A 26,300-nucleotide genomic window follows, 5' to 3' on the forward strand; every position below is an offset into this window, starting at 1 on the left:
TTCAGTGGTCGAGTGCGACACGCAGGGTGGCCACCGGCAGCGGCTGCTGGCGGGTGGCGACGATGCGGCCCTGGGGCTGCGCGGAAAGATCCGCGGTCCAGCCGGGCACGGCGGCCGGCTTGCCGTCCAGCCAGTCGAAGAGCGAGGCGACCGGGATCGCAGTGCCGGTGGCGCGTGCGGCCAGTTCGTCGAGCGAGGCGAAGCGCTGCGGCTCTGACTGGCCGCCGCGCTCCAGGCTGGCGCCATCGGCCGTCCAGCGCAGCACCGCCAGGATGTTGCCGATGGGGGTGGTGAGAGTCAGCGAGCCGGCGCCGGCATTGCCCTGCAGTTCGAACATGGCGTAGAAGGATTGCGAGGGCGCATCTTCCACCTGCAGGGCCAGCCGGCCGTTCCAGCGTTCCACGGGCACGGCCGAAGCGGCCTGGCCTTGCGTGGGCGCGACATTCGCCGCCGGCGTGGCGCAGCCCGAAAGCAGCGCCAGGGCGCAGGCCGCGGCCGCGCCCAGGCGAAGCACCGCCCTCACAGGCGGACCTGCAGCCGCTTGATCACCTGCAGCAGCGTGTCGTTCTCGCGGTTGAGTTGCAGGCCTTGCTTGAAGACCTCGGTGGCGCGCTCGCGCTTGCCGGTCTTCCAGAGCACCTCGCCCAGGTGGGCGGCGATCTCGGCATCCGGCCGCGCGGTGTAGGCGGCTTCGAGGATGCGCACGGCCTCCTCGTTGTTGCCCATGCGGAACTCGACCCAGCCCAGGCTGTCGCGGATATAGGGGTCGTCCGGCGTGAAGCTCAGCGCCTTCATGATGAGTTCGCGCGCCTCGGGCAGGCGCACGCCGCGATCGGCCAGCGAATAGCCCAGGGCGTTGTACGCATGGTGGAAGTCGGGCTTCTTGGCGATGACCTCGCGCAGCAGGCGCTCCATCTCGTCGTTGCGGCCCAGCTTCTCGGCGTTCATCGCCAGGTCGTAGGTGAGGTCGACGTCGTCCGGCGCCTTCTCGTGCGCCTGGTTGAGCAGGCGGTAGGCTTCCTCGGGGCGCTTGTTGTCGCGCAGCAGCTGCACTTCGGCCAGCAGCTTGATGCGGGCATCGGCGGCATCGCGTTCGGGCAGCTGGCGCAGCAGGGCGCGGGCTTCGTCCATCTTGCCCTGGCTGGCCAGCAGCGAGGCGCGGCGCAGCTGGGCGGTGGCCAGGGCCTGCGGGCTGGAGACCTTGTCCAGCCAGGCATTGGCGGCCTGGGTGTCGCCGCGCTTCTCGGCGATCTGCGACATCACCAGATAGGCCTGGTCGCGGCCACGGGTCAGCGAAGCCGCGGCCGCGGGATTGCCGGGCGGGGCGCTGGGCAGCAGGTCCAGAAAGGTCTTGATCGACTGCTCGGCGGCCGGGTATTGGGCGTCCTGTGCTTCCTGGGTGCCGCGCACCAGCCAGGCTTCGGCGAAACGCGGGCTCTCGGTGGTGACGGTCAGCACCTCGGCCTTGGCTTCGGCATCGCGCCGGGCGTCGGCCAGGGTGCGGGCATAACCGAGGCGGATTTCCGGCAGCGGCGGCTTGCCCGCATCCAGATAGCGTTTGACCAGCGGCTCGGCGCCGGCCTTCTTGCCGGCCATCAGCTCCAGGGCCAGGATGGCCGCGCCTTCGGATGCGGGATCGGCCGCCTGCGCGCGTTTGGCGGCTTCCAGCGTGCCGTCGATGTCGAGCGCCGACAGGCGCATGCGGCCGACGGCCACCCAGGCGGCGGCGCCTTCGGCCGGAGTGGCGGGTTTGTCCAGGGCCTGCGCCAGGGCACGTTCGACCACCGACTGGGCGGCCTTGCGGTCGGTGACGCGGCCGTAGAGCTGGGGCAGGGCGTTGAAGGCCTTGATGCGGTCGGCCGGCTCGGTCAGCGCCATCTCGCGCGCCAGCGGCAGGGCGGATTCCTCCACCCGGTTCAGGGCGATCAGGATCTGCAGCACCATGGCGTTGGCTTCGCGCGAGGCGGGCTCGGCGTCCTTCCAGGCGCGGGCGGCCACCAGGGCGGAATCGCCGGCGCGGGCCTGCAGGGCGATCTCGGCGGCGCGGCGGAACAGGCGCTCGTCGCCGCTCTTGCGCGCCGCATCCAGCATCAGCTGGAAGGCGCTGCCGGGGTCGCCGCGGTCGGCGCTGATCTCGCCGACCAAAACTTCATAGAGCAGCTGGGCATCGCGCTGCTCCGCCGCGCTGGGGTCGTCGGGCTTGGCCTCGATCTTTTCCGCCGTGGCGGCGCTCGGCAGGGCGGGCTGCCCGGCGCCATCGGTCGTCGTGGCCTGCGCCAGGACGGCGTTCAGGTCAGGCGCGAAGGCGAGGGGCGGGCCTGGAGGGTGCCCGCAAGACAGGCGAGGAGTGCCGCGGCGGCGATGCGATGAAGCTGCATCGAACCATAATAATTCAAGCCCCATAACCCGCGCCGTCGGTGCCCACGCTGCTTGCATCCTGTTGCGGGGCGCGGCTTTCACCGGGGCGCGCTTCACATTCCCGATGCCTGAATTACCCGAAGTCGAGGTCACGCGACGCAGTTTCGCCGACCGTATCGCTGGCGCGCTGGTGCTGTCCGTGCGTGTGGGCAAGCCGCTGCGCTGGGCCCTGGGCTGCGATCCGGTGGAGCTGGCCGGCCGCAGGGTGGTGGTGGTGCGGCGGCGCGGCAAGTATCTGCTGATCGAACTCGACGAGGGCCTGCTGCTGGTGCACCTGGGCATGTCGGGCAGCCTGGCCTTCGCCGAAAGCCTGCCGCCGCCGGGGCCGCACGACCATTTCGAACTGCTCACCGACCGCGGCGTGCTGCGCCTGCACGATCCGCGGCGTTTCGGCGCGGTGGTGTTCGCGCCGGACGAGGCGTCGTCGGAGGCGCAGAAGCTGCTCGGCCACCTGGGCGTGGAGCCGCTGTCCGACGATTTCGATCCGATGCGTTTCTATGCCGGCCTGCACCTGCGCAACACGGCGGTCAAGCAGGTGCTGCTGGGCGGCGAACTGGTGGTGGGCGTGGGCAATATCTACTGCTCCGAAGCGCTGTTCGGCGCCGGCATCCGGCCGACGATGAAGGCATCGCGCATCAGCCGGCCGCGCGCCGAGCGGCTGTGGCGGGCCATCCGCGAGGTGCTGGCGCGGGCGGTGGAGGCCGGCGGCAGCACGCTGCGCGACTTCCAGAGCGCCGAGGGCCGCAGCGGCTATTTCCAGCTGCAGGCCATGGTCTACGGGCGCGAAGGTCTGCCCTGCCATGTCTGCGCCACGCCGGTACGCGCCATCAAGCAGGGCCAGCGTTCGACCTTTTTCTGTCCGAATTGCCAGAAATCCTGAGCAAAACCCGGGTGCTATAGTCAAAAACCCACCCCCCGCGCCAACGTGACCACCTCTTTTTCCGACCAGCTGGACCGTCACGGCGCCTGGCGCAGCAGCACCGCGCAGGGCATCGCGCAACTCTCGGCCTGGCTGGTCGAGCAGCAGCTGGCCGAAGGCGGCATGCTCGGCCGCCTGGCGCAGATCGGCGACACCCTGCAGCGCGACAAACTCATGGTGGCCTTCGTCGCCGAGTTCTCGCGCGGCAAGTCGGAGCTGATCAACGCCATCTTCTTCGCCCACCACGGGCGGCGCATCGTGCCCGCCAGCGCCGGCCGCACCACCATGTGCCCGACCGAGCTGGGCTACGAGAACGGCCAGCCGAGCCAGCTGCGCCTGCTGCCGATCGAGACCCGCACCGATCCGCGGCCGCTGTCGGCCTGGCGCCAGCAGCCCGAGGCGTGGACCGCCCTGCCGCTGGATGCCGGCCAGCCCGCGCAGATGGCGACCACGCTCGACAGCGTGGCCCAGGTGCTGCGTGTGTCGGTGGCCCGGGCGCGTGAACTCGATTTCTGGAGCGACGAGCAGCCCGAGAACAATCCGGTGCGCGGCAGCGACGGCCTGGTCGAGATTCCGATGTGGCGCCATGCCCTGGTCAATATCGACCATCCGCTGCTGCGCCAGGGCCTGGTCATCCTCGACACGCCGGGGCTGAACGCCGTCGGCGCCGAGCCCGATCTGACGGTGCAGCTGCTGGCCGACGCGCATGCCAGCGTCTTCGTGCTGGCCGCCGACACTGGCGTGACCCGCTCCGACCTGCAGCTCTGGCAGCAGTACCTGGCGCCGCGACAGGGCGACGGCCAGCACACCGACAACCGCATCGTGGTGCTCAACAAGATCGACGTGCTGTGGGACGGCATCAGCAGCGTCGCCCAGATCCATGCGCAGACCGACCGCCAGCGCGCCAGTTCGGCCGCGCTGCTGGGCGTGCCGACGGCGCGGGTGATTCCGGTGTCGGCCCAGCGCGGACTGGTGGCGCGCATCCAGAACGACGCGCCGCTGCTGCAGGCCAGCGGCCTGCCGCTGCTGGAGGCAGTGCTGGCGCAGGGCCTGGTCGCCAGCCGGCGCGAGGTGCTGCGCGATGCGGTCGAACTCGCCCTGGCACGGGTGCGCAGCGATACCGCCCGCCTGCTGGCGGTGCGCCGCCGCGAACTCGAAGAACAGGTGCAGGAACTGCGCGGCCTGCGCGGCAAGAACGACAGCGTGATCGCCGGCATGCGTTACCGCGTTGAGCAGGAGCAGGGCGAGTTCGACGCCAGCGAGAAGCGGGTGCTGGCCCTTCACGCGGTGCACGGCCGGCTGCAGAAGGAGGCGCGTGCCCTGCTGGAAGACGGCATGGCCGCGGACTTCACCGAACTGCAGCGCCTGCTCGGCCAGTCCGGCCTGAAGCTGGGCCTGCGCAAGGTCTACCAGGATGCCTTCGCCCGCGCCATGCAGCGGGTGCGCAAGGCCGAGAAGGCGGTGGGCGAGATCCACGCCATGATGAGTGCCGGCTTTCGCCAGCTCAATGCCGACTTCGGCTTCGCGCTGCAGGTGCCGCCCCAGCCGGCCATCGGCATGTGGGCGCACGAGATCGAACGCATCGCCCGCGCCCATGCCACCCAGGTCGGCCTGGGCCAGGCCTTGCGGCTGACCCAGCCCGCCGCCGGCGGCCGGCTGGCCCGGGCACTGGAATCGCGGGTGCGGGCGGTGCTGGTGGAGGCCGCCGAGGAGATCACCAGCTGGTGCCGCGCCGCCATGGCGCCGGTCGATTCGCAGCTGCGCGAGCGGCGCGGCGGCTTCGTGCGACGCATCGAGGCGATCGACCGCATCCGCGGCGCCGCCTCCAGCCTGGGCGAGCGCATGGGCGAGCTGGAGGCGCAATCGGCCCTGCTGGCGGCGCAGGAGCAGCAGCTCAGGCGCTGGTCCGACGATCCGGTTGCCGAGGGCGGCGCGACGTCCGAGCCGTCCCCCGCCGCCGCCTTGCCCGCGGCCGCCTGAATGGACACCTCGATGGAGCAGGGCGCCACGCGCCCGCCGCAGGATTTCGCCCGGCGCATCACCGGCTGGCAGGCCACCCACGGCCGCCACGGCCTGCCCTGGCAGGGCACACGCGACCCCTACCGGGTGTGGCTGTCGGAAATCATGCTGCAGCAGACCCAGGTCGCCACGGTGCTGGATTACTTCCCGCGTTTCCTCGCCCGCCTGCCCGATGTGCGCGCCCTGGCCGAGGCGCCGGCCGACGTGGTGCTGGGCCTGTGGAGCGGCCTGGGTTACTACAGCCGGGCGCGTAATCTGCACAAGGCCGCGCAGCAGGTGATGGCGCGTTTCGGCGGCGAATTCCCGCGCAGCGCCGAGGAACTGGCCACGCTGCCCGGCATCGGCCGTTCTACCGCGGCGGCGATCGCCTCCTTCTGTTTCGGCGAGCGGGCCGCCATCCTGGACGCCAACGTCAAACGGGTGCTGACCCGGGTGCTGGCCTATGGCGCCGACCTGGCGCGGCCGGCCGCCGAACGCGCGCTTTGGACCACCGCCACCGAGCTGTTGCCCTTCGGCGACGCCGAGACCCTGTCGCGCGAGATGCCGCGCTACACCCAGGGCCTGATGGACCTGGGCGCCACCGTCTGCGTGCCGCGCAATCCGCTGTGCCTGCTCTGCCCGGTGGGCGATGTCTGCGCCGCGCGGGCCGAGGGCAAGCCCGAGGCTTATCCGGTCAAGACCAAGACACTGAAGCGCAGCAGCGAATCCTGGTGGCTCCTGCTGCGCCGCGATCCCGAAGGCCGGGTGCTGCTGCAGCGCCGGCCGGAGCGTGGCATCTGGGCCGGCCTCTACTGCGTGCCGGTATTCGCCGACCGCGCCGCGCTGGACCTGGAACTGGCGGCGCATCCGGCCGGAGCGGTGCGGGACCTGCCGGTCTTCCTGCATGTGCTGACCCACAAGGACCTGCACCTGCATCCGGTGCTGGCCGAAGCCGCGCCCACGGTTTCGGAGGAAGACGGCACCCGCTGGGCCCTGCCCGCCGAATGGGCCGAACTGGGCCTGCCCACGCCGGTGCGGCGGCTGCTCGGCGAGCTATAGGGCCAAAGCCTCAGTCGATCTCGCGGTGCCGTTTCAGCGTGGTCCACTGCCCGCTGAAATGCGCCGCCAGCCGCTCCACCAGGTACACCGAGCGATGCTGGCCGCCGGTGCAGCCCACGCCCACGGTGACATAGCTGCGGTGGTCGCGCGCCAGCGGATCGAGCCAGCCGCCGACGAAGCCGGAGATATCGCTGAACATGCGTTCCACATCGGGCTGGCCGCTGAGGAATGCCATCACCGGCGCATCGCGGCCGGTGAGCGGACGCAGTTCGGCCTCGTAATGCGGATTGGGCAGCATGCGCACATCGAAGATGAAGTCCGCATCCACCGGCGTGCCGCGCTTGAAGGCGAAGGACTGGAACACCAGCAGCAGCTGGTCGGCCGGCGCGGTGATGATGGTCTTGATGTAGCGCTGCAGCTGCGCCCGCAGCATCAGGCTGGAATCGACCACATGCGCCTGTTCGCGCAGCTCGGCCAGCAGTTCGCGCTCCAGCTCGATCGCCTGGACCAGCGCCAGCTGCTGGTCGGCGATGTCGCGGCGCGACAGCGGATGGCGGCGGCGGGTCTCCGAGTAGCGGCGCACCAGGGTGTCGTTGCTGGCATCGAGGAAGAGCAGCCGCACCGCCACGCCCTGGGCGCGCAGCATGGCCAGCTGCTGCGGCACCAGGGGCAGGGCCGAGGCGCTGCGGGCGTCCATGGCCACCGCCACCCGCGGTGCGCGCTGGCGCTGTTCCAGCGCCGCGAAGGGCAGCAGCAGGTCGGGCGGCAGGTTGTCCACGCAGTAATAGCCGGCGTCTTCCAGCGCATTGAGCGCCACCGACTTGCCCGAGCCGGACACGCCGGTGATCAGGATCAGTTCCAGGGCCGGCGGCTTGGGGCATGGATGTTCATGGCGCGGCCGCTCCCGCATGCTGCAGCAGGTCGCGTGCATGGGCGCGGCTGGTGCCCGAAGGCCGGTCGCCGCCCAGCATGCGGGCCAGTTCGGCCACCCGTTCCTCGCCGCTGGCGGGAGCCACCTCGCTGCCGGTGGCGCCGCTGCGGCCGCGCTGCTTGGCCACCACCAGATGGTGGTTGGCGCAGGCGGCGACCTGGGGCAGATGGGTCACGGCCAGCACCTGGCGGTCGCGGCCCAACTGCTGCATCAGTTGGCCGACGGTGTCGGCCACGGTGCCGCCGACGCCGGAATCGACCTCGTCGAAGATCAGCGTCTGCGCCGTGCCCAGCCGGCTGGTGGTGACGGCGATGGCCAGCGCGATGCGCGAGAGTTCGCCGCCCGAGGCCACCTTGCCCACCGGCCGCGGTGTGCTGCCCGCATGGCCGGCCACCAGGAAGGCGACCTCTTCCATGCCGCCTGCGGCCGGTGCCTCGCTGTTCTGCAGGTCCACCTCGAAACGGCCGCCCTGCATGCCCAGGCCCTGCATGGCTTGCGTCACTTCGCGCGACAGCCGGGGCGCGGCCTTGGTGCGGGCCTGCGAGACCTTGCGGGCCTCGGTCTTGAAAGCCTTGTCGGCGGCCGCTTCGGCGGCCTGCAGCGCCTCCAGGTCGGTGGCCGCATCCAGCCGGGCGAGTTCCTCGCGCCAGCCGGCCAGCAGCACCGGCAATTGTTCCGGCGTGCGGCGGTAGCGGCGGGCCAGCGTGACCCAGGAGGACAGGCGCTCGTCCAGCCCGGCCAGCGCGCGTGGATCGGGATCGGTACGGCGCAGCCAGGCATGCAGCGAATGCACCGCGTCCTCGGCCTGCGCCAGGCTGGCGGACAGCTCCTCGGCCAGCGCCTTGAATTCCGGATCCAGCTCCTCCTGCGCCTGCAGCAGCGAATGCGCACGCGACAGCTGCGAAGTGGCGCCGCCGTCGTCCCCCTCCAGCGCCTGCAGGGCCGACTGCGCGGTATCGATCAGCGCCTGCGCATTCGACAGCCGGCTGTGCTCGGCATTGAGTTCCGGCCATTCCTCGGCGCCGGGCGCCAGTTTGTCGAGCTCGCCGATCTGCCAGGACAGCCGTTCACGCTCGCGCTGCAGCGAATCCTGCGCCGTGCGGGCTTCTTCCAGCGTGCGCTGGGCGGCGCGCCAGGCGCTCCAGCGCGACTGCATCGGCTGCACGTCCACCCCCGCGTAGGCATCGAGCAGGCCGCGCACCGCATCCGGCCGGGTCAGGCTCTGCCAGGCATGCTGGCCGTGGATGTCGACCAGATGCTCGCCCAGCTCGCGCAGCTGCGCGGCGGTGGCCGGGCTGCCGTTGACCCAGGCGCGGCTCTTGCCCTGCGCATCCACCGTGCGGCGCAGCAGCAGGGTGTCGCCCGCCTCGTAGCCGGCATCCTCCAGCCAGCCGTTCAGGGCGGCCACGTCGTCGAATTCGGCGCTGATCTCGGCCCGCGCCGCGCCTTCGCGCACCACGGCCGCCTCGGCCCGGCTGCCCAGCGCCAGCTGCAGCGCGTCGATCAGGATGGACTTGCCGGCGCCGGTCTCGCCGGTGAGCACGGTGAAGCCGGAGGACAGGTCCAGCTCCAGGGCATGCACGATGACGAAGTCGCGCAGGGCGATGTGTTTGAGTGCCACGGCCGTCAGGCTCCCTCGTTCCAGTGCAGCTTCCTGCGCAGGGTGTCGAAATAGTTCCAGCCCAGCGGATGGAGGAAACGCGCCTGGTGCTGCGAGCGCCGCACCAGCACCCGGTCGCCGTGCAGCAGCGAGGCCAGCGACTGCATGTCGAAATTGGCGCTGGCGCCGCGGCCGGCCACCAGCTCCACCTCGATCTCGCTGGCATCGGCCAGCACGATGGGGCGGTTGGACAGCATGTGCGGCGCGATCGGCACCAGCACCCATCCCGGCAGCGAGGGATGCAGCATCGGCCCGCCGGCCGACAGCGAATAGGCGGTCGAGCCGGTGGGCGAGGCGATGATCAGCCCGTCGGCCCGCTGGCTGGCCACGAAATGGCCGTCCACCTTCACCCGCAGCTCCACCATGCCGGAGGTGGCGCCGCGGTTGACCACCACGTCGTTCATCGCCGGTGCCTCGAACACCACCTTGCCCTCGCGGATCACCTGCGCCTCCATCAGGCTGCGGCGGTCCTCGGTGTAGAGGCCGGCCAGCATGGGCGCCAGGGTGTTGGCGTAGTTGTCCAGCGCGATGTCGGTGATGAAGCCCAGCCGGCCCTGGTTGATGCCGATCAGCGGCGTGGCGTACTGCGCCAGCTCGCGCCCTATGCCCAGCATGGTGCCGTCGCCGCCCACCACCAGGGCCAGATCGCATTCGCGGCCTATGCCTTCGGCATCCAGCGCGGGGAAATCCAGGCCGCTGCCGGCGGCGGTGGCGGCTTCCATGGACACGCGGCAGCCCTGGCCGTGGAGGAAGGCGGCAATTTCGGCCATCGTGGCGCGCACCGTATCGGCCTGCGCCTCGCCGACGGGCACGAAGTATTTGCCGACCAGCGCTACGTGGCGAAAATGCGTGTTCATATCGGGAAATTACACCATGCCAAAGTCTAGAATCCGCCGATGCTAGATGACCGTGCCAAGCTGCTGCTCAAAGCCCTGGTGGAGCGGTACATCGCGGACGGCCAGCCCGTCGGTTCGCGCACACTGTCGCGCGCCACCGGCATCGAACTGTCGCCCGCCACCGTGCGCAACGTGATGGCCGATCTGGAAGACCTCGGCCTGATCGCCAGCCCGCACACCTCCGCCGGCCGCATTCCCACCGCCCGGGGCTACCGCCTCTTCGTCGACACCATGCTCACCGCCCAGCGCAGCGTGTTCACCGAACACCCCGCCCTGGTGCCCGACCAGCCGCAGAAGGTCATCGCCAACGCCGCCCAGGTGCTGTCCAACCTGTCGCAGTTCGTGGGCGTGGTGATGGCGCCGCGCCGCGCCTCGGTGTTCCGCCACATCGAGTTCCTGCGGCTGTCGGAGCGGCGCATCCTGGTCATCATCGTCTCGCCCGAGGGCGATGTGCAGAACCGGGTGGTCATCACCGAGACCGACGTGGCCCAGCCGCGCCTGGTCGAGGCAGCCAACTTCCTCAACCAGAACTACGCCGGCATGGCGATGGAGCAGGTGCGCGAGCGCCTGCGTTCCGAAGTGCAGGCGCTGCAGGCCGAGATCGCCGGGCTGATGCAGGCGGCGGTGGCGCCCAGCCCCGATGCATCGGTGGCGGCCGACGAGGTGGTCATCTCCGGCGAACGCAACCTGCTGGCCGTCAGCGATTTCTCCAGCGACATGGGCCAGCTGCGCCGGGCCTTCGACCTTTTCGAGCAGAAGGCCGAGCTGATGCGGCTGCTGGAAGTGTCCGACCAGGCCCAGGGCGTGCGTATCTACATCGGCGGCGAAAGCCGCACGGTGCCGATCGAGGAACTCTCGGTGGTCAGCGCGCCCTACGAGGTCAACGGCCAGGTGGTGGGAACGCTGGGTGTGATCGGGCCGACCCGCATGGCCTACGACCGCATGATCCAGATCGTGGACATCACCTCCAAGCTGCTGGGCAACGCCCTCAGCCATCCGAAGTAGGCGGCTGCCCGCCCATCAGCAGGGGCGCGCTGTCGGCCGCGATCTGCTTGAGGATCTCCCACACCGCCTGCATGCGCGGCAGGCCCTTGTTCTCCACCGGCATCGACATCCAGAAGGTGCGGGTGAAGCGGGTCTGCTCCGGCAGCACCGGCCGCAGGCGTGCATCCGCCCCGGCCAGGAAGACCGGCAGCACGCCCAGCCCCGCGCCCGCCGCCACCGCCTGCCACTGCGCCACGATGCTGGTGCTGCGCACCGCGAAGCGGCGCGGCGAGCCCAGTTCGCGCAGGTACTGCAGTTCGCGGCTGAAGAGCAGCTCGTCGATATAGCCGACGAAGGGATGCTGCTGCAGGTCCTCGCCGCGGGTGATCGGCGGGCGGGCATCCAGATAGCTCCGCGCCGCATAGAGCCGCAGCTGGTAATCGCACAGCCGCACCGCGATGACTTCGCCGCGCGCCGGCCGCTCCAGCCCCACCACGATATCGGCCTCGCGCCGCCCCAGGTTCACCGTGCGCGGCACCGCCAGCAGGTCGATCACCAGCCGCGGCTGCCCGGCGGTGAAGGCCGCCAGCCGCGGCGCCAGCACCGCCGAGCCGAATCCCTCGGTGGTGCCTATGCGCACCGCGCCGGCCAGCTCGCCATTCGGCCGGTGGGCGGCGCGGTCGGCATCGATGGCGCGGCCGGCGGCCTCCATCGCCTGGGCATGGGGCAGCAGTTCGCGCCCGGCCTCGGTGGGCGTGAAGCCGGTGGCGCTGCGCACGAAGAGCGGCCGGCCCAGGGATTTCTCCAGGGCCTGGATGCGGCGCGACACCGTCGTGTGGTCCACCTCCAGCCGGCGCGCGGCGGCGGCCAGGGTGCCGGCCCGGGCGGTTTCCAGGAAGAAGCGCAGGTTGTCCCAGTCCATGTGGTTTCCGATGTGATCGCCCGGTTCGGTGGCCCTGCAAATCTGCAAGGAGAGCCTGCCATTTTCCCTGTTGTGGCGGCAATTTTGCAGGCATACGATGCGCCTTCGAGACACCAACAGGAGACACCCATGTCCGCACTTCCGGCCTCGCTGCCGCAGGCCCAGCCGCCCACCGTCAAGCTGCTGATCGGTGGCGAATTCGTCGAATCCACCAGCACCGAATGGCGCGACGTGGTCAACCCCGCCACCCAGGAAGTGCTGGCCCGCGTGCCTTTCGCCACCGTCGCCGAGGTGGATGCCGCCGTCGCCGCCGCCCAGAAGGCCTTCGTGACCTGGCGCAAGACCGCCATCGGCACCCGCGCCCGCATCTTCCTGAAGTACCAGCAGCTGATCCGCGAACACATGGCCGAGCTGGCCGCCCTGCTCACCGCCGAGCAGGGCAAGACCCTGGCCGATGCCGAAGGCGATGTGTTCCGCGGCCTGGAGGTGGTGGAGCACGCCGCCGCCATCGGCAACCTGCAGCTGGGCGAGCTGGCCAACAACGTGGCCGGCGGGGTGGACACCTACACCGTGCTGCAGCCCCTGGGCGTGTGCGCCGGCATCACGCCCTTCAACTTCCCCGCCATGATCCCGCTGTGGATGTTCCCCATGGCCATCGCCTGCGGCAACACCTTCGTCCTGAAGCCCTCCGAGCAGGACCCGATGGTCACCATGCGCCTGGTCGAGCTGGCGCTGCAGGCCGGCATTCCCGCCGGCGTGCTCAACGTGGTGCATGGCGGCGAGACGGTGGTCAACGCCCTCTGCGACCATGCCGACATCAAGGCGATCTCCTTCGTCGGCTCCACCCGCGTCGGCACCCATGTCTACCAGCGCGCCACCCTGGCGGGCAAACGCGCCCAATGCATGATGGGCGCCAAGAACCATGCGGTGGTGCTGCCCGACGCCAACAAGGAGCAGACCCTCAACGCCCTGGCCGGCGCGGCCTTCGGCGCCGCCGGCCAGCGCTGCATGGCGGTGTCGGTGGCGGTGCTGGTGGGGCAGGCGCGGGAATGGATTCCCGAGTTGGTGGCCAAGGCCCGCACCCTGCAGGTGGGCGCTGGCGTCGAGGCCGGCACCGATGTCGGCCCGGTCGTCTCGCGCGCCGCACGCCAGCGGGTGGAAGGCCTGATCGAACGCGGCATCGCCGATGGCGCAAAGCTGGAACTCGACGGCCGCCAGGTCCAGGTCAGGAACTACCAGGAAGGCAACTTCATCGGCCCGACCATCTTCAGCGGCGTCAAGCCCGGCCAGGCCGTCTACGACCAGGAAGTCTTCGGCCCGGTGCTGGCCCTGGCCAGCGCGGAAACGCTCGACGAAGCCATCGCCTTCGTCAACGCCAACCCCAACGGCAACGGCGTGGCCCTGTTCACCCAGTCCGGCGCGGCGGCGCGCAAGTTCCAGGAAGACATCGACGTGGGCCAGGTCGGCATCAACGTGCCGATCCCGGTGCCGGTGCCGCTGTTCTCCTTCAGCGGCTCGCGGGCGTCCAAGCTCGGCGACCTGGGCCCTTACGGCAAGCAGGTGGTGCTGTTCTACACGCAGACCAAGACCATCACCGAACGCTGGTTCGACGACGCCTCGGTGAGCAGCGGCGTGAACACCACCATCAGCCTGAAGTAAGCGATCGGGCCAGAATGCGATCCATGGCATACGAAAACCTCCTCCATGAACAGCGGGGCGCCGTGGCGCTCATCACCCTCAACCGGCCCAAGGCGCTGAACGCGCTATCGCCCGGGCTGACCGCCGAACTGGCCGGCCTGCTCGACCAGCTGGAGGCCGACGACAGCGTGGCCGTCATCGTGGTCACCGGCAGCGAGAAGGCCTTCGCCGCCGGCGCCGACATCAAGGTGATGAAGGAGTGGACGTACATGGACGTCTACAAGGCCGACTTCATCACCGCCACCTGGGAGCGCCTGGCCAAGTGCCGCAAGCCCACCATCGCCGCCGTGGCCGGCTACGCGCTGGGCGGCGGCTGCGAGCTGGCGATGATGTGCGACTTCATCATCGCCGCCGACACCGCGAAATTCGGCCAGCCAGAGATCACCATCGGCACCATCCCCGGCGCCGGCGGCACCCAGCGGCTGACGCGGTTCATCGGCAAGTCCAAGGCCATGGAGATGGTGCTCACCGGCCGCACCATGGATGCGGCCGAGGCCGAACGCTGCGGCCTGGTCTCGCGCATCGTGCCGTCGGCCGAGCTGATCGAGGACGCGATGAAGACCGCCGCCCGCATCGCCGAGCTGTCCCAGCCGGTGGTGATGATGGCCAAGGAGGCCGTCAACCGCGCCTACGAAACCACGCTGGCCGAGGGCATCCATTTCGAGCGGCGCCTCTTCCATTCCAGCTTCGCCACCGAGGACCAGAAGGAGGGCATGGCCGCCTTCGCCGAGAAGCGCAAGCCCGAGTTCAAGAACCGCTGAGCGGTCGACAACAAGAAGGAGACAAGAACATGAAGATCGGTTTCATCGGACTGGGCAACATGGGCCGCCCCATGGCGCTCAACCTCGTCAAGGCGGGCCACGAACTGGCGGTGTTCGACCCGGTGCCCGCCTCGGTGCAGGCATTGAGCACGGCCGGCGCCCATGCCGCCACCTCGGTGCAGGCGGTGGCGCAGACCCACGGGCTGGAGATGCTCATCACCATGCTGCCAGCGGCCGCCCATGTGCGCGCCGTCTACCTGGGCGAGGACGGCCTGCTGGCGGTCGTGCCCAAGGGCGTGCTGCTGGTGGACTCTTCCACCATCGATCCGATGACCGCACGCGAGGTCGCGGCAGCGGCCCAGCGCCAGGGCAATGCCATGGTCGATGCGCCCGTCTCCGGCGGTACCGGCGGCGCCGAGGCCGGCACGCTGACCTTCATGGTGGGCGGCGCCGATGGCGACTTCGCCCGGGTACAGCCGGTGCTGGCCCGGATGGGCCGCAACATCGTGCACTGCGGCGGCGCCGGCAACGGCCAGGTGGCCAAGGTGGCCAACAACATGCTGCTGGGCATCTCCATGATCGGCGCGGCCGAGGCCATGTCGCTGGGCGTGGCCCTGGGCATGGATGCGCAGGTGCTGGCTGGCGTCATCAACACCAGCAGCGGCCGCTGCTGGAGCACCGACACCTACAACCCCTTTCCCGGCGTGCTGCCCAATGCTCCCGCCTCGCGTGGCTACACCGGCGGCTTCGGCACCGACCTGATGTTGAAGGACCTGGGCCTGGCCACCGAGGCCGCCCGTGCCGCCAAACTGCCCGTGGCCATGGGCGCGCTGGCGCAGCAGCTCTACCAGGGCTTCAGCGCCCAGGGCCATGGCGGGCTGGACTTCTCGGCCATCATCGAAACCATACGGGGCAAGGCCGCATGACAGAGCAGATCCTCGGCGAAGTCATCGACGGCGTGGGTGTGCTCACGCTCAACCGTCCCAAGGCGCTCAACGCCCTCTCGCTGGAGATGGTGCGCGGCATGTACGAGCAGCTCTCGCTCTGGTCCACCGATCCGCAGGTGCGGGCCGTGCTGGTGCGCGGCGCGGGCGAGAAGGCCTTCTGCGCCGGCGGCGACATCCGTTGGCTGCACGACAGCTGGCGTGCCGGCGACGGCCAGTGGCTGCGTTTCTTCGAAGAGGAGTACGCCCTCGACCTCTTCATCGCCGAATACCCCAAGCCCTACGTGGCCCTGATGGACGGCTACACCATGGGCGGCGGCATGGGCATCGCCCAGCCTGCGGCCCTGCGCATGGTCACCGAACGCACCCGCATGGCCATGCCCGAAGTCGGCATCGGCTATTTCCCGGATGTCGGCGGCAGCTTCTTCCTGCCTCGGCTGCCGGGTTTCATCGGCTTCTACCTGGGCCTGACCGGCGTGCAGATCGGCGCGGCCGATGCCTTGTTCGCCGGACTGGCCGATGTGTGCGTGGGTTCGGCCGAAACGCAGGACCTCCCGGCCCTGATCGCCCGCCTTCACCAGATCCCCTGGCACCGCCCGCCGCAGCAGCGGGTCGCGGGCTGGACCACCCCGGCCGACATCGGCCATGCGCCGCTGTCCGCGCTGAGCGAGGCCATCGCCCTGCATTTCGGCCAGCCGGGCGCGGCGGCCATCGTCGCCTCCCTGCGCACCGAGCAGCGGCCCCAGTTCCAGCCCTGGGCCGAGGAGACCCTGGCCCTGATCGCCAAACGCTCGCCCCTGGCCGTGGCCGTGACCTGGGAGCTGCTCAGCCGCGGCTCCGGCGCCCCGCTGGCCGACTGCCTGCGCATGGAGCTGGCGCTGGACCAGGCCTGGCTGCCGCGCGGCGACCTGATCGAAGGCGTGCGTGCCCTGCTGGTCGACAAGGACCACAGCCCGCGCTGGAACCCGCCCACGCTCGAAGCAGTGGACGAGGCCCTGATCCAGTCATTCTTTCAGCCCGCCACCCAAGCCGCACAGGCCTGACGCCATGCACGACCAACTCCTGAGCGAAGAACAGCGCATGGTGCGCGACATGGCCCGCGATTTCGCCCGCGGCGAAGTGGCGCCGCGGGCGGCGGCCTGGGCCGAGGCCGGCTGGATCGACGAAGCCGTGGTGCGCCAGATGGGCCAGCTCGGCCTGCTCGGCATGGTGGTGCCCGACACTTTCGGCGGCTCCTTCACCGACTACACCGCCTATGCCCTGGCGGTGGAGGAAATCTCGGCCGCCGACGGCGCCCTGGGCGCGCTGATGAGTGTGCACAACTCGGTCGGCTGCGGCCCGGTGCTGCGCTACGGCAGCGAGGCGCAGAAGGCCCGCTGGCTCACGCCCCTGGCCACCGGCGAGGCCATCGCCTGCTTCTGCCTGACCGAACCCCAGGCCGGCTCCGAAGCCCACAACCTGCGCACCCGCGCGGTGCTGGAGGACGGCCACTGGGTGCTCAACGGCGCCAAGCAGTTCGTCACCAACGGCAAGCGCGCCCAGCTGGCCATCGTCTTCGCGGTGACCGACCCGGCCGCCGGCAAGAAAGGCATCTCCGCCTTCCTGGTGCCCACCGACACACCCGGCTTCGTGGTGCAGCGGGTGGAGCACAAGATGGGCATACGCGCATCCGACACCTGCGCCATCGCGCTCGACGACTGCCGCCTGCCGCAGGACGCGATGCTGGGCGAGGCGGGCCGCGGCCTGGCCATCGCCCTGTCCAACCTCGAAGGCGGCCGCATCGGCATCGCCGCCCAGGCGGTGGGCATCGCCCGCGCCGCCTTCGAGCGGGCGCTGGCCTATTCCCGCGAACGCCAGCAGTTCGGCAAGCCCATCGGCGAACACCAGAGCATCGCCAACCTGCTGGCCGACATGCACACCCGCATCAACGCCGCGCGCCTGCTGGTGCTGCATGCGGCGCAGCTGCGCACGGCCGGCCTGCCCTGCCTGTCGGAAGCCTCGCAGGCCAAGCTCTTCGCCTCGGAGATGGCCGAGCAGGTCTGCTCGCACGCCATCCAGATCCACGGCGGCTACGGCTACCTGGAGGACTACGAGGTGGAGCGCTACTACCGCGACGCCCGCATCACCCAGATCTACGAGGGCTCCAGCGAGATCCAGCGCATGGTCATCGCGCGGGAACTGGCGGGTTATCCCCTGGGTGTCTGAGGCTCGGCCAGGCGCCGCACCACCGCCCGCACGATCAGCGGCCCCAGCGCCAGCAGGCACAGCAGGCGCGCGGTCTGCAGGCCCATGACGAAGGGCAGGTCCACATGGGCCGAGGCCGCCAGGATGGCCACCGCGTCGATGCCGCCCGGGCTGGTGGCCAGGTAGGCGGTGAGCGGATCGATGCCGGCCCAGCGCGACAGCACCCAGCCCAGGCCGGCGCAGGCCAGGATCAGCGCGAAGATCGAGGCCAGCAGCCAGGGCAGCGAGCGCCAGGCGTGGCGCACCACGTCGCGGCTGAAACGCCGGCCTATGCCCCAGCCGATCAGGCAGTAGACGATCACCATCAGCCAGGCCGGCTGGGTGATGCGTACCCAGCCCAGGTGCTGCGCCAGCGCGCCGGCCAGCATCGGCATCAGCAATGCGCCGGAGGGCCAGCGCAGCCGCTGGCCGGCCCAGACGGCGGCGGCGCAGAGCAGCAGGGTCTTGGCCAGCTCCACCGCATCGAAGGGCGCAGTGGCCAGCCGGTGCAGCTGGCTGCCCATGCCGTGGCCCGCTGCGTCGGCAGTGCTCGGCACGCCATGCATCACGCTGGTGGCCACCATCACCACGATGGCCACACGCAGGTACTGCATCAGGGCGACATAACGCACATCGGCGCCGTTGGACTCGGCCATCATCGTCATCGCCGAGGCGGCACCGGGGAACACGCCCCAGAAGGCGCTGGTGCCCGGCAGCACCCGCAGCTGGTACAGGATGGCGCCGAGCAGCACGCTGAGCCCGACCACCGCCAGCAGTACCCCGGCGAACAGCAGCCCGTGCCGGCCCACCTCACGCAGCGCATCGGCATGCAGCCCGGTGGCGATCAGCAGGCCGACCATGCCCTGGGCGGCCAGCATGGTGTTCTTGGGCAGCGGCGGCGCGATGCCGCGCACGCTGAGCACGATGGAGCCGGCCATCGAACCGATCAGCCAGGCCGCCGGCAGGCCGGCCGCCACGAGCAGGAGCGAAATCGCGAGGGAAAGCGCCAGCAGTTGCAGCCAGCGCAAGGTGGAATCGGAGCGCAAGAGAAGGAGTCCGGTGCCGCGACGGGGCAAAAACGCAAAAGGCGCGCCAGGGTCGGCGCGCGGCGGTCAAGAGCCGCGAGTCTCGCAGATCATGAGCCGAAGTCGCTGCCGCACTTCGGGAAAGCAGGAAGCGGGCCGCCGCAAGATGCGACAATCGAAGGCTGGCGGGCCGTTAGCTCAGTTGGTTAGAGCAGAGGACTCATAATCCTTTGGTCGTTGGTTCAAGTCCAACACGGCCTACCAAAAATTATGTTTGCGAATCAAGGGCAGCTTGCTTATGCAGGCCCTTGCCGTTTCTGCCTCAAAACACGTCCCGGGACCGTTTTGGGTCTGCCAGAGGGTGTGACTAGCGCTGCCCCAGCAGAGGCGAGCGGCCAATCTTCTCGACCTTCGTTGCCATGATTGGCTCTGGGTCTGAGAACTTGGCCGCTGCAATGGGCTCGTCCAGCGACGGCAGGCTCCAGGTCTTCTGAAGACGCAGGCTGTTCATCCCGTCGTTCCACGCGTGCAGCATGCGCTTGCCCGTCTCGTGGAACGCTGGGTACTTCTCCGTGGCCACGACGACCTGGGGCGTAACCTGCACGATGGCCTCACAGATGCGTTCGACGCGCTCCAGCGTCTGCGCCGGCATCACGTTGCACCTGGCCTGCAGGAACCGCTCCAGGGCCTTGCCTGGCATCCATGTGCTGCGCCCGTCGACGGACATGCCCGGTGGATTCTTCGCGTAGTCGTCGTAGACCGTGATGGTCAGCATGTCGTAGACCGGTGCCAGTTCAATCTGCTCACGGGAGCTGTAGAGCAGGGCGATGTTCTTGGTGTGGCAATCGGCGTTGCGGAGCGCGTAGGTCAGCAGCAGCAGGTCTGCGAGGTGCGAGAGCGCTGCGTTCTGTTGTTCGGCCTGAGGCGTGACGTCCTTGATGCGGCCGACAACGCGCTCCCAGGTCGATTCGTACTTCTGCTCTGGCCGCAGCGTGAGCAGGCTGCACAAGTCTTCCATGCCTTTGCGGGTCGTGCCGTCGGCTTCGAAGTCGAACCGATGCACCACTAGCGCTTGCCCGTCGTCGGAGACTTCGGTCGTAGCCGTTGGAAAGCCCGCCTGGCGTGCTACCTCCATGCACAGATGCTCATTGAGCGCGACGCCGGGCAGCCGAGTTGTTGTGCCTTTGATGATGTAGCGCTCGGTAGCCAAGGTGCCCTTGGTGTGCTCACTGAAGGTGTTTGGCGAAAGGAACTTTGGAACGACGCCGGACACACCAGACACTGCATGCCGGCGCACCAGGTCAACAAAGGCCTCTTGCGAGTTGTCTCCCCTCAGGATGCCGTTCAGGTCGAACGGCACTGGCGGCTGCGTGGGGTTCGCGCCTGGCGTGGCCACCTTGACCCGTCCGATGGCGTTACGCCCGACGACGGAGAGCAGGCTCAAGGGCGATGCGCCGACATGCGGGCCAAGCTGCTCTTGGAGGATGGAGAGCAGGAAGCCCTCGGGCAGGTTCATCCGGAACAGCGGGTGCAGCTCCGGGTAGGCATAGGACTCCGTGCGCACGGGCATGAGCAGCGAGACGAACTGCTCAGGCGGGATGTCGGGGTGGTAGGCCATCACATGCCGGAAGCCATCCGTCGATTCCAGCGTGGCGACAGCTTGGTTGTGGACGTAGACGTGGAGCTTCATCGGCTCGTGCTCCACGGCGGATTGCCGGCCTCACTCGATTCCTGGGCCTGACGCTGCCGTTCCGCCAGAGCATCGTCCAGAGTGAAGCTGCTGCTCTTGGGCGTGAACGACAGCTCGTGGCCCAGCACCTCAAGGAGGCGAAGCAATTTTCGCGAGCCGAACTCTGCGACGCCGCCGGTCTCGAAGCGGGCGAGGGTCGACTGGCCCAAGCCGCTAAGGGCCGCGAGCTGCTTTTGCGTCATGCGGCGCTCTTGCCTGAGCTGCGCTACAGCTCGGCCGAGGGAATAAAGGCTGTCCATATGCTGTATGTGCTATCGCCGTGGCTGGCTAGAAGCCCTATCCTATTGGATTGAGAGGGCCTAGCGCGTCCCAGACTATAGCAAATAAGGCATCTTTTATTGTTGTCGTGGAAGCTGTTTCTTGCTGTATTTGCTATGCGATATCAAACGTCGCCTTAGCAATCAGAGCCTGTAAATACGTTCTTTTTCCATTCGGTTTTCTCGGGTGCAGGCGAATGTCCGTTGCGCGCGGCTGCAGCTCAGGTCGCAACGCCGCCCACCTCCTTCAGCGCCATCCAGAAATCCCCATTGAGGTGGGCGCGGGGATTGTCCGTGCGCTCCAGCAGCCCGATCTCCCGGTAGAAAGTGTCCACGCCCAGCTCGATCTCACGCACCTGCGCGCGCAGCGACTGCAGCACCGGCGTGCGCGGGATGATGGCCACGCCGCCGCCGCGGGCCACGAAGAGCACGATGGCCTCGATCGAGTCCGTCTCCAGCGCCTCGTCCAGCACATATCGCTTGCGCCGCAGGAAGCGGTCCACCAGATGGCCGCCGTGCGAGCGGCGGTCGTAGCGCACGAAGGGGCGGTGGGCCAGCAGCCAGGGCACGTCGTCGGAGCGCTCGTCGGCGGCGGCGATCAGCACGAAGGGCTCCTGCCGCAGCGCCCGCCAGTGCAGCACGCCTTCGAGCGGATAGGCCGGCCGCACGATCACCGCGCAGTCGAGCCGCTGCTGCTCCACCAGGCCGATCAGCTCGGCCGAGGCGCCGGGCGTGAGCTGCAGCTCCACCTTGGGAAAACGCTGGCGGAACAGCGGCAGCGCGTTCACCACGCTGCCCAGCAGTTCGGTCATTACCGCGCCGGCGCGCAGGGTGCCGGTCAGCGCAGCGTCGTCCACGCCCGAGGCCATCTGGCCGAAGAGTTCCAGGATCTGCTCGGCATGCAGCAGCGCGCGCCGGCCGGCCTCGTTGAGCACAGCATTGCGGCCGCTGCGGTCGAACAGGGCCACGCCCAGCGTTTCTTCGAGCTTGCGCATCTGCACGCTGACGGCCGAGGGCGTCAGGCCGATGCGGTCGGCCGCCGCGGCGAAAGTGCCGTGGCGGGCGATGGCGGCGAGGGTCTGCAGATGGCCGATCACGCGGGAGCGTCCTTCGAATGGTGAATATCTTTCACATGAAGCCAGAACAATATTCGTCTTTCATGGAGTTTTTCGATTCTAAGATCACCGGATGACCCAAGCCGCCCCCACCCGCATCGCCCTGTGCTGCAGCCACGTAGAAGGCGCCACCTGGGAAGCCCAGCTGCGCTCCGCCCTGCCGGACACCGCCATCAGCACCTGGCCGAAGGCCGACCCCGAGGCGCGCTGCGCCATCGTGTGGTCGCCCACGCAAGCCTTTCTCGATGCGCATCCCGCGCTCGAAGTCATCTTCAACATGGGCGCGGGCGTGGATGCCCTGCTGCGCCTGCAGCTGCCGCCCCAGGCCCGCATCGTGCGCATCGAGGACGGCGGCATGGCCGTACAGATGGCCGACTACGTCTGCCACGCCGTGCTGCGCCACTTCCGTGAATTCGACGTCTATGCCGGCAGCGCCGCCGCTGGCCAGTGGGCGCCGCGCAAGCCGCGTTTCCGCCAGGACTTCCCCGTCGGCGTGATGGGCCTGGGCGCCCTGGGCCGTCGGGTGGCCGAATCGGTCGCCGCCTTCGACTTTCCGGTGCTGGGCTGGAGCCAGTCGCCCAAGCAGATCGAGGGCGTCACCTGCCTGCATGGCGCCGACCAGTTCGACCGCTTCCTGCAGGGCACACGCATCCTCGTCAACATGCTGCCGCTGACGCCGGACACGCAGGACATCATGCGGCGCGACACCCTCTCGCGCCTGCTGCCCGGCGCCTATGTGATCAACGTGGCGCGCGGCGCCCATTTGGTGGAAGACGACCTGCTGGCCCTGCTCGACAGCGGCCACATCGCCGGCGCCACGCTCGACGTCACCCGCGAAGAGCCGTTGCCGGCCGGGCACCCCTTCTGGCAGCGCCGCGAGATCGCCCTGACCCCGCACATCGCCGCCCAGACGGTGGTGCAGGAAGCCATCGCCCAGATCGCCGCCAAGGTGCAGGCGGGCTTCGACCGCGCGGACCTGCCCGGCGCGGTGGACCCGTCGCGCGGCTACTGAATTCCCCCCAGCTCCATCACTTCGAAGACACCCCGATGAAATCCGCCTTCCACTTCGCCTTCAACGTCACCGACCTCGACCAGGCCCGCCATTTCTACGGCACCGTGCTCGGCTGCCGCGAAGGCCGCAGCACCGACACCTGGGTCGACTACGACTTCTTCGGCCACCAGATCTCGATGCACCTGGGCCAGCCTTTCCCCACCGCGCTGACCGGCCATGTGGGCGACAAGCTGGTGCCCATGCCCCACTTCGGCCTGGTGCTGGAGCGCCCGGACTGGCAGGCCATGGCCGACCGCCTGACCGCCGCCGGCACCGACTTCGTCTTCGAGCCGCAGCTGCGCTTCGCCGGCAAGCCCGGCGAGCAATGGACCATGTTCTTCCTCGACCCCTTCGGCAATCCGATCGAGGTCAAGGGCTTCGAGAACCTGGACGCGATCTACGCCAGCTGAGGGTGAGGCGCCTCAGGCGGCCGCTTCGGCGGGCTGCGCCAGCGTGAGCGCGGCGCAGGCCCGCTCGATGCGGCGGCAGGCGTCTTCCAGCACCGGCATGTCCACCGCATAGGCCAGGCGCAGATAGCCGGGCGTGCCGAAGGCCGAGCCATGCACGGTGCCCACATGGGCGGCGTCCAGCAGGTAGGCGGCCAGGTCCAGGTCGGTGCGCAGGATCGTGCTGTCCGGCGTGCTGCGGCCCAGCAGCCCCTGGCAGTTGGCGAAGAGATAGAAGGCGCCCTCGGGCAGGGCGCAGTGCATGCCCTCGATGCGCGCCACGGTCTGCAGCAGCCGGTCGCGGCGCTGGGCCAGCAGCAGCACCCAGTCCTCGATGAAGCCGGTGCCGCCTTGCAGCGCGGCCACGGCGGCCGCCTGCGAGATGGAGCAGGCGTTGGAAGTGCTCTGCGACTGCAGCACCTGCATGGCATCCACCAGCCAGCGCGGCCCGGCCGCATAGCCGATGCGCCAGCCGGTCATGGAATAGGCCTTGGAGACGCCGTTGACCGTCAGCGTGCGCTCCTTCAATGCCGGCTCCTGCGCGGCCGGCGTGGAGAAGCCCGGCACATAGCGGGTGTGCTCGTAGATGTCGTCGGCCATCACCAGCACCTGCGGATGGCGCAGCAGCACGGCGGTGAGCGCGGCCATCTCGGCGGCCGAATACACCGCCCCGGTCGGGTTGTTCGGCGAGTTGAGGATCACCCAGCGGGTGCGCGGCCCGATGGCCGCCTCCAGCGCCTCGGGCCGCAGCTTCCAGCCGTCCTGCTCATGGCATTGCACGATGCGCGCCACGCCATCGGCCAGGCCCACCATGTCGGGGTAGGAGACCCAGTAGGGCGCCGGCACCACCACCTCGTCGCCCGCATCCAGCGTGGCCAGGAAGGCGTTGAAGATCAGCTGCTTGGCGCCCGCGCCGACGATGACCTCCTCGGCCTGGTAGTGCAGCCCGTTCTCGCGCGCGAACTTGGCGATCACCGCCTGCTTCATCGCGGGTGTGCCCGGCACGGCGGTGTACTTGGTGTCGCCCGCCTCAATGGCGGCGATGCCGGCCTGTGCGATGTGCGGCGGGGTGGGGAAGTCGAGTTCGCCCTCGCCCAGGTTGATCACCGAATGCCCCTGCGCCGCCAGGGCCCGGACCTTGACCGAGATCTCGGCGGTGGGAGACGGGCGTGCCTTGCGCATGCGTTGCGCCAGCAGGGAAGCGGACATGGGGAACCCCGGAAATAAAAGATCCGGGATTGTATGAAATGACTAAAAAAGAGCAATCAACTCGTTGCGGCGGATGCACGCCGACCGGCTGAGGCCGCCGGCTTGCCGGGCCGCTCGGCCGCGTCGTCGGCATGCGTCAGGTGCTTGCGCATCAGCTCGCCGGCCTCGGCATAATGCCCGGCCGCCACCGCATCGATGATGGCCAGGTGCTCGCCGCACCAGTCGCGCACCCGGCGGCGGTTGACGTAGCCGGCGAACTCCATGAGTTTCCTCAGCCGGTTCTGCTGCTGGATCGCCTGCAGCACGAAGGCATTGCCGCTGAAGGCCGCGAACATCTCGTGGAAGGCGGCATCGGTCTCGAACAGCTGGGCGGCGGTGACCGAGGCGATGTCCGGATGCGAGGTCAGGTACAGGTGCTGCAGCCGCGAGCGCTCCAGCGCCGCGCGGTCGGGCTTGAAGCCGGGCAGCAGGAAGCAGCCGGGCTCGATCATCAGGCGGAAGCTGTAGCCGCCGCGCAGCGCGGCGTCGCTGTCGAGCGTGGGCAGGAAGGTCCAGCCGTGGCCCTTGTTGCGCTCGATCAGGCCGTCCTCGGCCATGCGGTCCAGCGTGCGCAGCACGGCGATGCGGTCGGCACCGTAGCGGCGGGCGATCTCGGTCTGGGTGACGGAATCCGGGATGTCGCCGGCCAGGCGGTCGTTGACCAGCCGGCGGTAGAGCGCGTCTTCGCCGCTGTCGGCCGCGCCCAGGCCGGCCAGGTCCTCGTCCAGCGGCGCGCGCGCCAGGAAGAAGCCCTGGTTGGGCCGCATCTCCACCAGCCCCTCCTGCGCCAGCCACTGCAGCGCGGCGCGCACGGGCGTGCGAGACACGCCCAGCAGGTCGGCCAGCGCCTGCTCGCGCAGATGGTGGCCGCGCTCGAAGCGTGCATCGAGCACCAGTTTGAGGATTTGCTGCGCCAGGCGGCGACTGTTCTGGCCGGCGGCTCTTGCCATGCGCGGACACCTTCTGAATGCGGTCGGGGGGCCGATGGTAGCGCCTGGCCGCCCTCCGAGGATTGTATTAATTGGCTCAACAAGAACAACGTGGAACGGATATTGCAAACCTGTCCTGCGTGGCCCCGGCGCGCACTGCTTTGGTGAACTCCATGCAGGAAACGCGCCGGCCCGAACCCTGTCCCCATTCGCACACCTAGGAAGCACCATGACCGGTCAACCACGTTTCTGCGCCCTGTTCGTCGCCCTGCTCGCCACGGCCTGCGCCGCATTCGCCGCGCCGCCGCCGGCCGCCGAGGCCCTGGTCGAGAAGGGCCATCTCACCTACGGCGTGGCCGCCACCTTCGCGCCCTTCGAGTTCAAGGACAACGGCCAGCTCACCGGCTTCGACATCGACATGATCCAGGCCCTGGGCAAGAAGCTCGGCCTGGAGCCGGCGCCGATGAACATGGAGTTCAAGGGCCTGATCCCGGCGCTGCAGGGCAACCGGCTCGACATCATCAATTCGGCCATGTACATCAACCCGGCGCGCGCCGCCCAGGTCGATTTCGTGCCCTATCTAAAGGTGGGCACGCAGGTGGTGGTGGTCAAGGGCAACCCCGCCAAGATCACCGGCCGCGACGACAGCCTGTGCGGCAAGACCATCGCCGTGACCCTGGGCGGCATCCAGGAGAGCTACGCCCGCGCCGACAACGAGCGCTGCACCAAGGCCGGCAAGGCCGAGGTCAAGGTCATGACCATGCCCACCGCCCAGGACTCGGCCCTCACCCTGCGCCAGGGCCGCGCCGATGCCATCTTCGACTCCACCCCCGGCAACGTGAAGCTGATGACCGAGATGGCCGGCGTGTTCGAGTCCACCGGCGCCGAGTTCGAGGCCAACACCCAGATCGGCATCGCGCTGCGCAAGGGCGACACCGCCATGCGCGCCTCGCTCGAAGCCGCGTTGAAGGAGATCGTCGCCGACGGCACCTACGCCAAGCTGATCGCCAAGTGGAAGTTCCCGGCTTCCGTCGGCCTGCTCAACAACTGAAGAACGCCGGATCGC

General features: G+C 69.3%; 24 protein-coding genes and 1 tRNA gene. 13 read left to right on the plus strand and 12 right to left on the minus strand.

Annotated elements, in window-relative coordinates; translation table 11 throughout:
- Position 1 precedes the first annotated feature (1 nt).
- Together GT347_RS16510 and GT347_RS16515 are read right to left on the minus strand one after the other, a co-directional pair.
- Complete coding sequence (locus GT347_RS16510; protein ID WP_160553252.1) at positions 2-523, minus strand: outer membrane lipoprotein LolB; 522 nt, start codon at positions 521-523, stop codon at positions 2-4.
- A complete protein-coding gene (locus tag GT347_RS16515) occupies positions 520-2,436 on the minus strand; it encodes a tetratricopeptide repeat protein (protein ID WP_229722342.1) in 1,917 nt (638 codons plus the stop codon). The genes GT347_RS16510 and GT347_RS16515 overlap by 4 nt, the downstream gene beginning before the upstream one ends.
- Positions 2,437-2,482: 46 nt before the next feature.
- Here GT347_RS16515 and mutM point away from each other — a divergent pair, with 46 nt between their 5' ends.
- From mutM to mutY, 3 genes are read left to right on the plus strand one after another with little or no spacing between them, the layout of a single operon-like run.
- Positions 2,483-3,298: a bifunctional DNA-formamidopyrimidine glycosylase/DNA-(apurinic or apyrimidinic site) lyase gene (mutM, locus tag GT347_RS16520; RefSeq protein WP_160553253.1), complete on the plus strand. Its 816-nt coding sequence runs from the start codon at positions 2,483-2,485 to the stop codon at positions 3,296-3,298.
- 45 nt (positions 3,299-3,343) lie between these two features.
- Entirely contained in the window at positions 3,344-5,317 is a 1,974-nt protein-coding gene (locus tag GT347_RS16525; RefSeq protein ID WP_160553254.1) for a dynamin family protein, read from the plus strand.
- Positions 5,318-6,394 carry an A/G-specific adenine glycosylase gene (gene mutY, locus GT347_RS16530; RefSeq protein ID WP_407704102.1) on the plus strand — a complete coding sequence of 359 codons (1,077 nt, stop codon included), beginning with the start codon at positions 5,318-5,320 and terminating at the stop codon, positions 6,392-6,394. It abuts the gene before it with no gap.
- Between the two features lie 10 nt (positions 6,395-6,404).
- On the opposite strand, the gene rapZ is transcribed toward mutY, so the two are convergent.
- The 3 genes from rapZ to GT347_RS16545 are packed head-to-tail and all read right to left on the minus strand — an operon-like array spanning position 6,405 to position 9,842.
- Complete coding sequence (rapZ, locus tag GT347_RS16535) at positions 6,405-7,304, minus strand: RNase adapter RapZ (RefSeq protein ID WP_160555396.1); 900 nt, start codon at positions 7,302-7,304, stop codon at positions 6,405-6,407.
- Positions 7,282-8,946 (minus strand): DNA repair protein RecN, encoded by a 1,665-nt coding sequence (recN, locus tag GT347_RS16540; protein ID WP_160553255.1) that lies wholly within the window; start codon positions 8,944-8,946, stop codon positions 7,282-7,284. The genes rapZ and recN overlap by 23 nt, the downstream gene beginning before the upstream one ends.
- 5 nt (positions 8,947-8,951) lie before the next feature.
- Positions 8,952-9,842, minus strand: coding sequence for an NAD kinase (locus tag GT347_RS16545; protein ID WP_160553256.1), 891 nt, complete (start codon positions 9,840-9,842; stop codon positions 8,952-8,954).
- 39 nt (positions 9,843-9,881) lie between these two features.
- Between GT347_RS16545 and hrcA the strand changes: the two genes are divergently transcribed.
- Positions 9,882-10,886: a heat-inducible transcriptional repressor HrcA gene (gene hrcA, locus GT347_RS16550; protein WP_160553257.1), complete on the plus strand. Its 1,005-nt coding sequence runs from the start codon at positions 9,882-9,884 to the stop codon at positions 10,884-10,886.
- On the opposite strand, the gene GT347_RS16555 is transcribed toward hrcA, so the two are convergent.
- Positions 10,870-11,787, minus strand: a complete 918-nt coding sequence (locus GT347_RS16555) for a LysR family transcriptional regulator (RefSeq protein ID WP_160553258.1) — start codon at positions 11,785-11,787, stop codon at positions 10,870-10,872. The genes hrcA and GT347_RS16555 overlap by 17 nt on opposite strands.
- Positions 11,788-11,916: 129 nt before the next feature.
- On the opposite strand from GT347_RS16555, the gene GT347_RS16560 reads away from it, so the two are divergent.
- The 5 genes from GT347_RS16560 to GT347_RS16580 are packed head-to-tail and all read left to right on the plus strand — an operon-like array spanning position 11,917 to position 17,395.
- Positions 11,917-13,446, plus strand: coding sequence for a CoA-acylating methylmalonate-semialdehyde dehydrogenase (locus GT347_RS16560; RefSeq protein ID WP_160553259.1), 1,530 nt, complete (start codon positions 11,917-11,919; stop codon positions 13,444-13,446).
- 23 nt (positions 13,447-13,469) lie between these two features.
- The gene (locus tag GT347_RS16565; protein WP_160553260.1) at positions 13,470-14,246 is read left to right on the plus strand and encodes an enoyl-CoA hydratase; all 777 of its coding nucleotides are present in this window, start codon (positions 13,470-13,472) and stop codon (positions 14,244-14,246) included.
- A gap of 29 nt (positions 14,247-14,275) precedes the next feature.
- Positions 14,276-15,172 (plus strand): 3-hydroxyisobutyrate dehydrogenase, encoded by an 897-nt coding sequence (gene mmsB, locus GT347_RS16570; protein WP_160553261.1) that lies wholly within the window; start codon positions 14,276-14,278, stop codon positions 15,170-15,172.
- Positions 15,169-16,233: an enoyl-CoA hydratase/isomerase family protein gene (locus GT347_RS16575; RefSeq protein WP_160553262.1), complete on the plus strand. Its 1,065-nt coding sequence runs from the start codon at positions 15,169-15,171 to the stop codon at positions 16,231-16,233. The genes mmsB and GT347_RS16575 overlap by 4 nt, the downstream gene beginning before the upstream one ends.
- A 4-nt stretch (positions 16,234-16,237) precedes the next feature.
- A complete protein-coding gene (locus tag GT347_RS16580; RefSeq protein WP_160553263.1) occupies positions 16,238-17,395 on the plus strand; it encodes an acyl-CoA dehydrogenase family protein in 1,158 nt (385 codons plus the stop codon).
- Here the strand turns inward: GT347_RS16580 and GT347_RS16585 are convergent.
- Complete coding sequence (locus GT347_RS16585) at positions 17,377-18,459, minus strand: AbrB family transcriptional regulator (RefSeq protein WP_160553264.1); 1,083 nt, start codon at positions 18,457-18,459, stop codon at positions 17,377-17,379. The two genes, GT347_RS16580 and GT347_RS16585, sit on opposite strands and share 19 nt — an antisense overlap.
- Positions 18,460-18,625: 166 nt before the next feature.
- Here GT347_RS16585 and GT347_RS16590 point away from each other — a divergent pair.
- A tRNA-Ile gene (locus tag GT347_RS16590) sits at positions 18,626-18,702 on the plus strand.
- Between the two features lie 103 nt (positions 18,703-18,805).
- Here the strand turns inward: GT347_RS16590 and GT347_RS16595 are convergent.
- The 3 genes from GT347_RS16595 to GT347_RS16605 form a co-directional block, all read right to left on the minus strand.
- Complete coding sequence (locus GT347_RS16595) at positions 18,806-20,128, minus strand: type II toxin-antitoxin system HipA family toxin (protein ID WP_160553265.1); 1,323 nt, start codon at positions 20,126-20,128, stop codon at positions 18,806-18,808.
- On the minus strand, positions 20,125-20,370 hold the full coding sequence (locus tag GT347_RS16600; protein ID WP_160553266.1) for a helix-turn-helix domain-containing protein: 246 nt from the start codon (positions 20,368-20,370) through the stop codon (positions 20,125-20,127). The genes GT347_RS16595 and GT347_RS16600 overlap by 4 nt, the downstream gene beginning before the upstream one ends.
- Before the next feature lie 296 nt (positions 20,371-20,666).
- Positions 20,667-21,542 (minus strand): LysR family transcriptional regulator, encoded by an 876-nt coding sequence (locus GT347_RS16605; protein WP_160553267.1) that lies wholly within the window; start codon positions 21,540-21,542, stop codon positions 20,667-20,669.
- A gap of 91 nt (positions 21,543-21,633) precedes the next feature.
- Between GT347_RS16605 and GT347_RS16610 the strand changes: the two genes are divergently transcribed.
- Together GT347_RS16610 and GT347_RS16615 are read left to right on the plus strand one after the other, a co-directional pair.
- Positions 21,634-22,572: a 2-hydroxyacid dehydrogenase gene (locus GT347_RS16610; protein WP_160553268.1), complete on the plus strand. Its 939-nt coding sequence runs from the start codon at positions 21,634-21,636 to the stop codon at positions 22,570-22,572.
- A gap of 35 nt (positions 22,573-22,607) precedes the next feature.
- Complete coding sequence (locus tag GT347_RS16615) at positions 22,608-23,021, plus strand: VOC family protein (protein ID WP_160553269.1); 414 nt, start codon at positions 22,608-22,610, stop codon at positions 23,019-23,021.
- Positions 23,022-23,033: 12 nt separating this feature from the next.
- Here the strand turns inward: GT347_RS16615 and GT347_RS16620 are convergent, their stop codons facing one another.
- Positions 23,034-24,266 carry a pyridoxal phosphate-dependent aminotransferase gene (locus GT347_RS16620; protein WP_160553270.1) on the minus strand — a complete coding sequence of 411 codons (1,233 nt, stop codon included), beginning with the start codon at positions 24,264-24,266 and terminating at the stop codon, positions 23,034-23,036.
- 56 nt (positions 24,267-24,322) lie between these two features.
- A complete protein-coding gene (locus GT347_RS16625) occupies positions 24,323-25,255 on the minus strand; it encodes a GntR family transcriptional regulator (RefSeq protein ID WP_160553271.1) in 933 nt (310 codons plus the stop codon).
- 208 nt (positions 25,256-25,463) lie between these two features.
- Between GT347_RS16625 and GT347_RS16630 the strand changes: the two genes are divergently transcribed.
- The gene (locus GT347_RS16630) at positions 25,464-26,285 is read left to right on the plus strand and encodes an ABC transporter substrate-binding protein (RefSeq protein WP_160553272.1); all 822 of its coding nucleotides are present in this window, start codon (positions 25,464-25,466) and stop codon (positions 26,283-26,285) included.
- Positions 26,286-26,300 lie beyond the last annotated feature (15 nt).

The sequence above is a fragment of the Xylophilus rhododendri genome, assembly GCF_009906855.1.
In the GTDB taxonomy this organism is placed as follows: domain Bacteria; phylum Pseudomonadota; class Gammaproteobacteria; order Burkholderiales; family Burkholderiaceae_C; genus Xylophilus; species Xylophilus rhododendri.

Coding starts and splice junctions, on each gene's coding strand:
- mutM (WP_160553253.1), top strand. CDS start 2,483: ATGCCTGAATTACCCGAAGTCGAGGTCACGCGACGCAGTTTCGCCGAC.
- GT347_RS16625 (WP_160553271.1), bottom strand. CDS start 25,255: ATGGCAAGAGCCGCCGGCCAGAACAGTCGCCGCCTGGCGCAGCAAATC.
- GT347_RS16565 (WP_160553260.1), top strand. CDS start 13,470: ATGGCATACGAAAACCTCCTCCATGAACAGCGGGGCGCCGTGGCGCTC.
- GT347_RS16600 (WP_160553266.1), bottom strand. CDS start 20,370: ATGACGCAAAAGCAGCTCGCGGCCCTTAGCGGCTTGGGCCAGTCGACC.
- GT347_RS16615 (WP_160553269.1), top strand. CDS start 22,608: ATGAAATCCGCCTTCCACTTCGCCTTCAACGTCACCGACCTCGACCAG.
- GT347_RS16610 (WP_160553268.1), top strand. CDS start 21,634: ATGACCCAAGCCGCCCCCACCCGCATCGCCCTGTGCTGCAGCCACGTA.
- GT347_RS16595 (WP_160553265.1), bottom strand. CDS start 20,128: ATGAAGCTCCACGTCTACGTCCACAACCAAGCTGTCGCCACGCTGGAA.
- GT347_RS16575 (WP_160553262.1), top strand. CDS start 15,169: ATGACAGAGCAGATCCTCGGCGAAGTCATCGACGGCGTGGGTGTGCTC.
- GT347_RS16630 (WP_160553272.1), top strand. CDS start 25,464: ATGACCGGTCAACCACGTTTCTGCGCCCTGTTCGTCGCCCTGCTCGCC.
- GT347_RS16560 (WP_160553259.1), top strand. CDS start 11,917: ATGTCCGCACTTCCGGCCTCGCTGCCGCAGGCCCAGCCGCCCACCGTC.
- rapZ (WP_160555396.1), bottom strand. CDS start 7,304: ATGCGGGAGCGGCCGCGCCATGAACATCCATGCCCCAAGCCGCCGGCC.
- GT347_RS16620 (WP_160553270.1), bottom strand. CDS start 24,266: ATGTCCGCTTCCCTGCTGGCGCAACGCATGCGCAAGGCACGCCCGTCT.
- GT347_RS16555 (WP_160553258.1), bottom strand. CDS start 11,787: ATGGACTGGGACAACCTGCGCTTCTTCCTGGAAACCGCCCGGGCCGGC.
- GT347_RS16580 (WP_160553263.1), top strand. CDS start 16,238: ATGCACGACCAACTCCTGAGCGAAGAACAGCGCATGGTGCGCGACATG.
- GT347_RS16515 (WP_229722342.1), bottom strand. CDS start 2,436: ATGCAAGCAGCGTGGGCACCGACGGCGCGGGTTATGGGGCTTGAATTA.
- hrcA (WP_160553257.1), top strand. CDS start 9,882: ATGCTAGATGACCGTGCCAAGCTGCTGCTCAAAGCCCTGGTGGAGCGG.
- mutY (WP_407704102.1), top strand. CDS start 5,318: ATGGACACCTCGATGGAGCAGGGCGCCACGCGCCCGCCGCAGGATTTC.
- mmsB (WP_160553261.1), top strand. CDS start 14,276: ATGAAGATCGGTTTCATCGGACTGGGCAACATGGGCCGCCCCATGGCG.
- GT347_RS16545 (WP_160553256.1), bottom strand. CDS start 9,842: ATGAACACGCATTTTCGCCACGTAGCGCTGGTCGGCAAATACTTCGTG.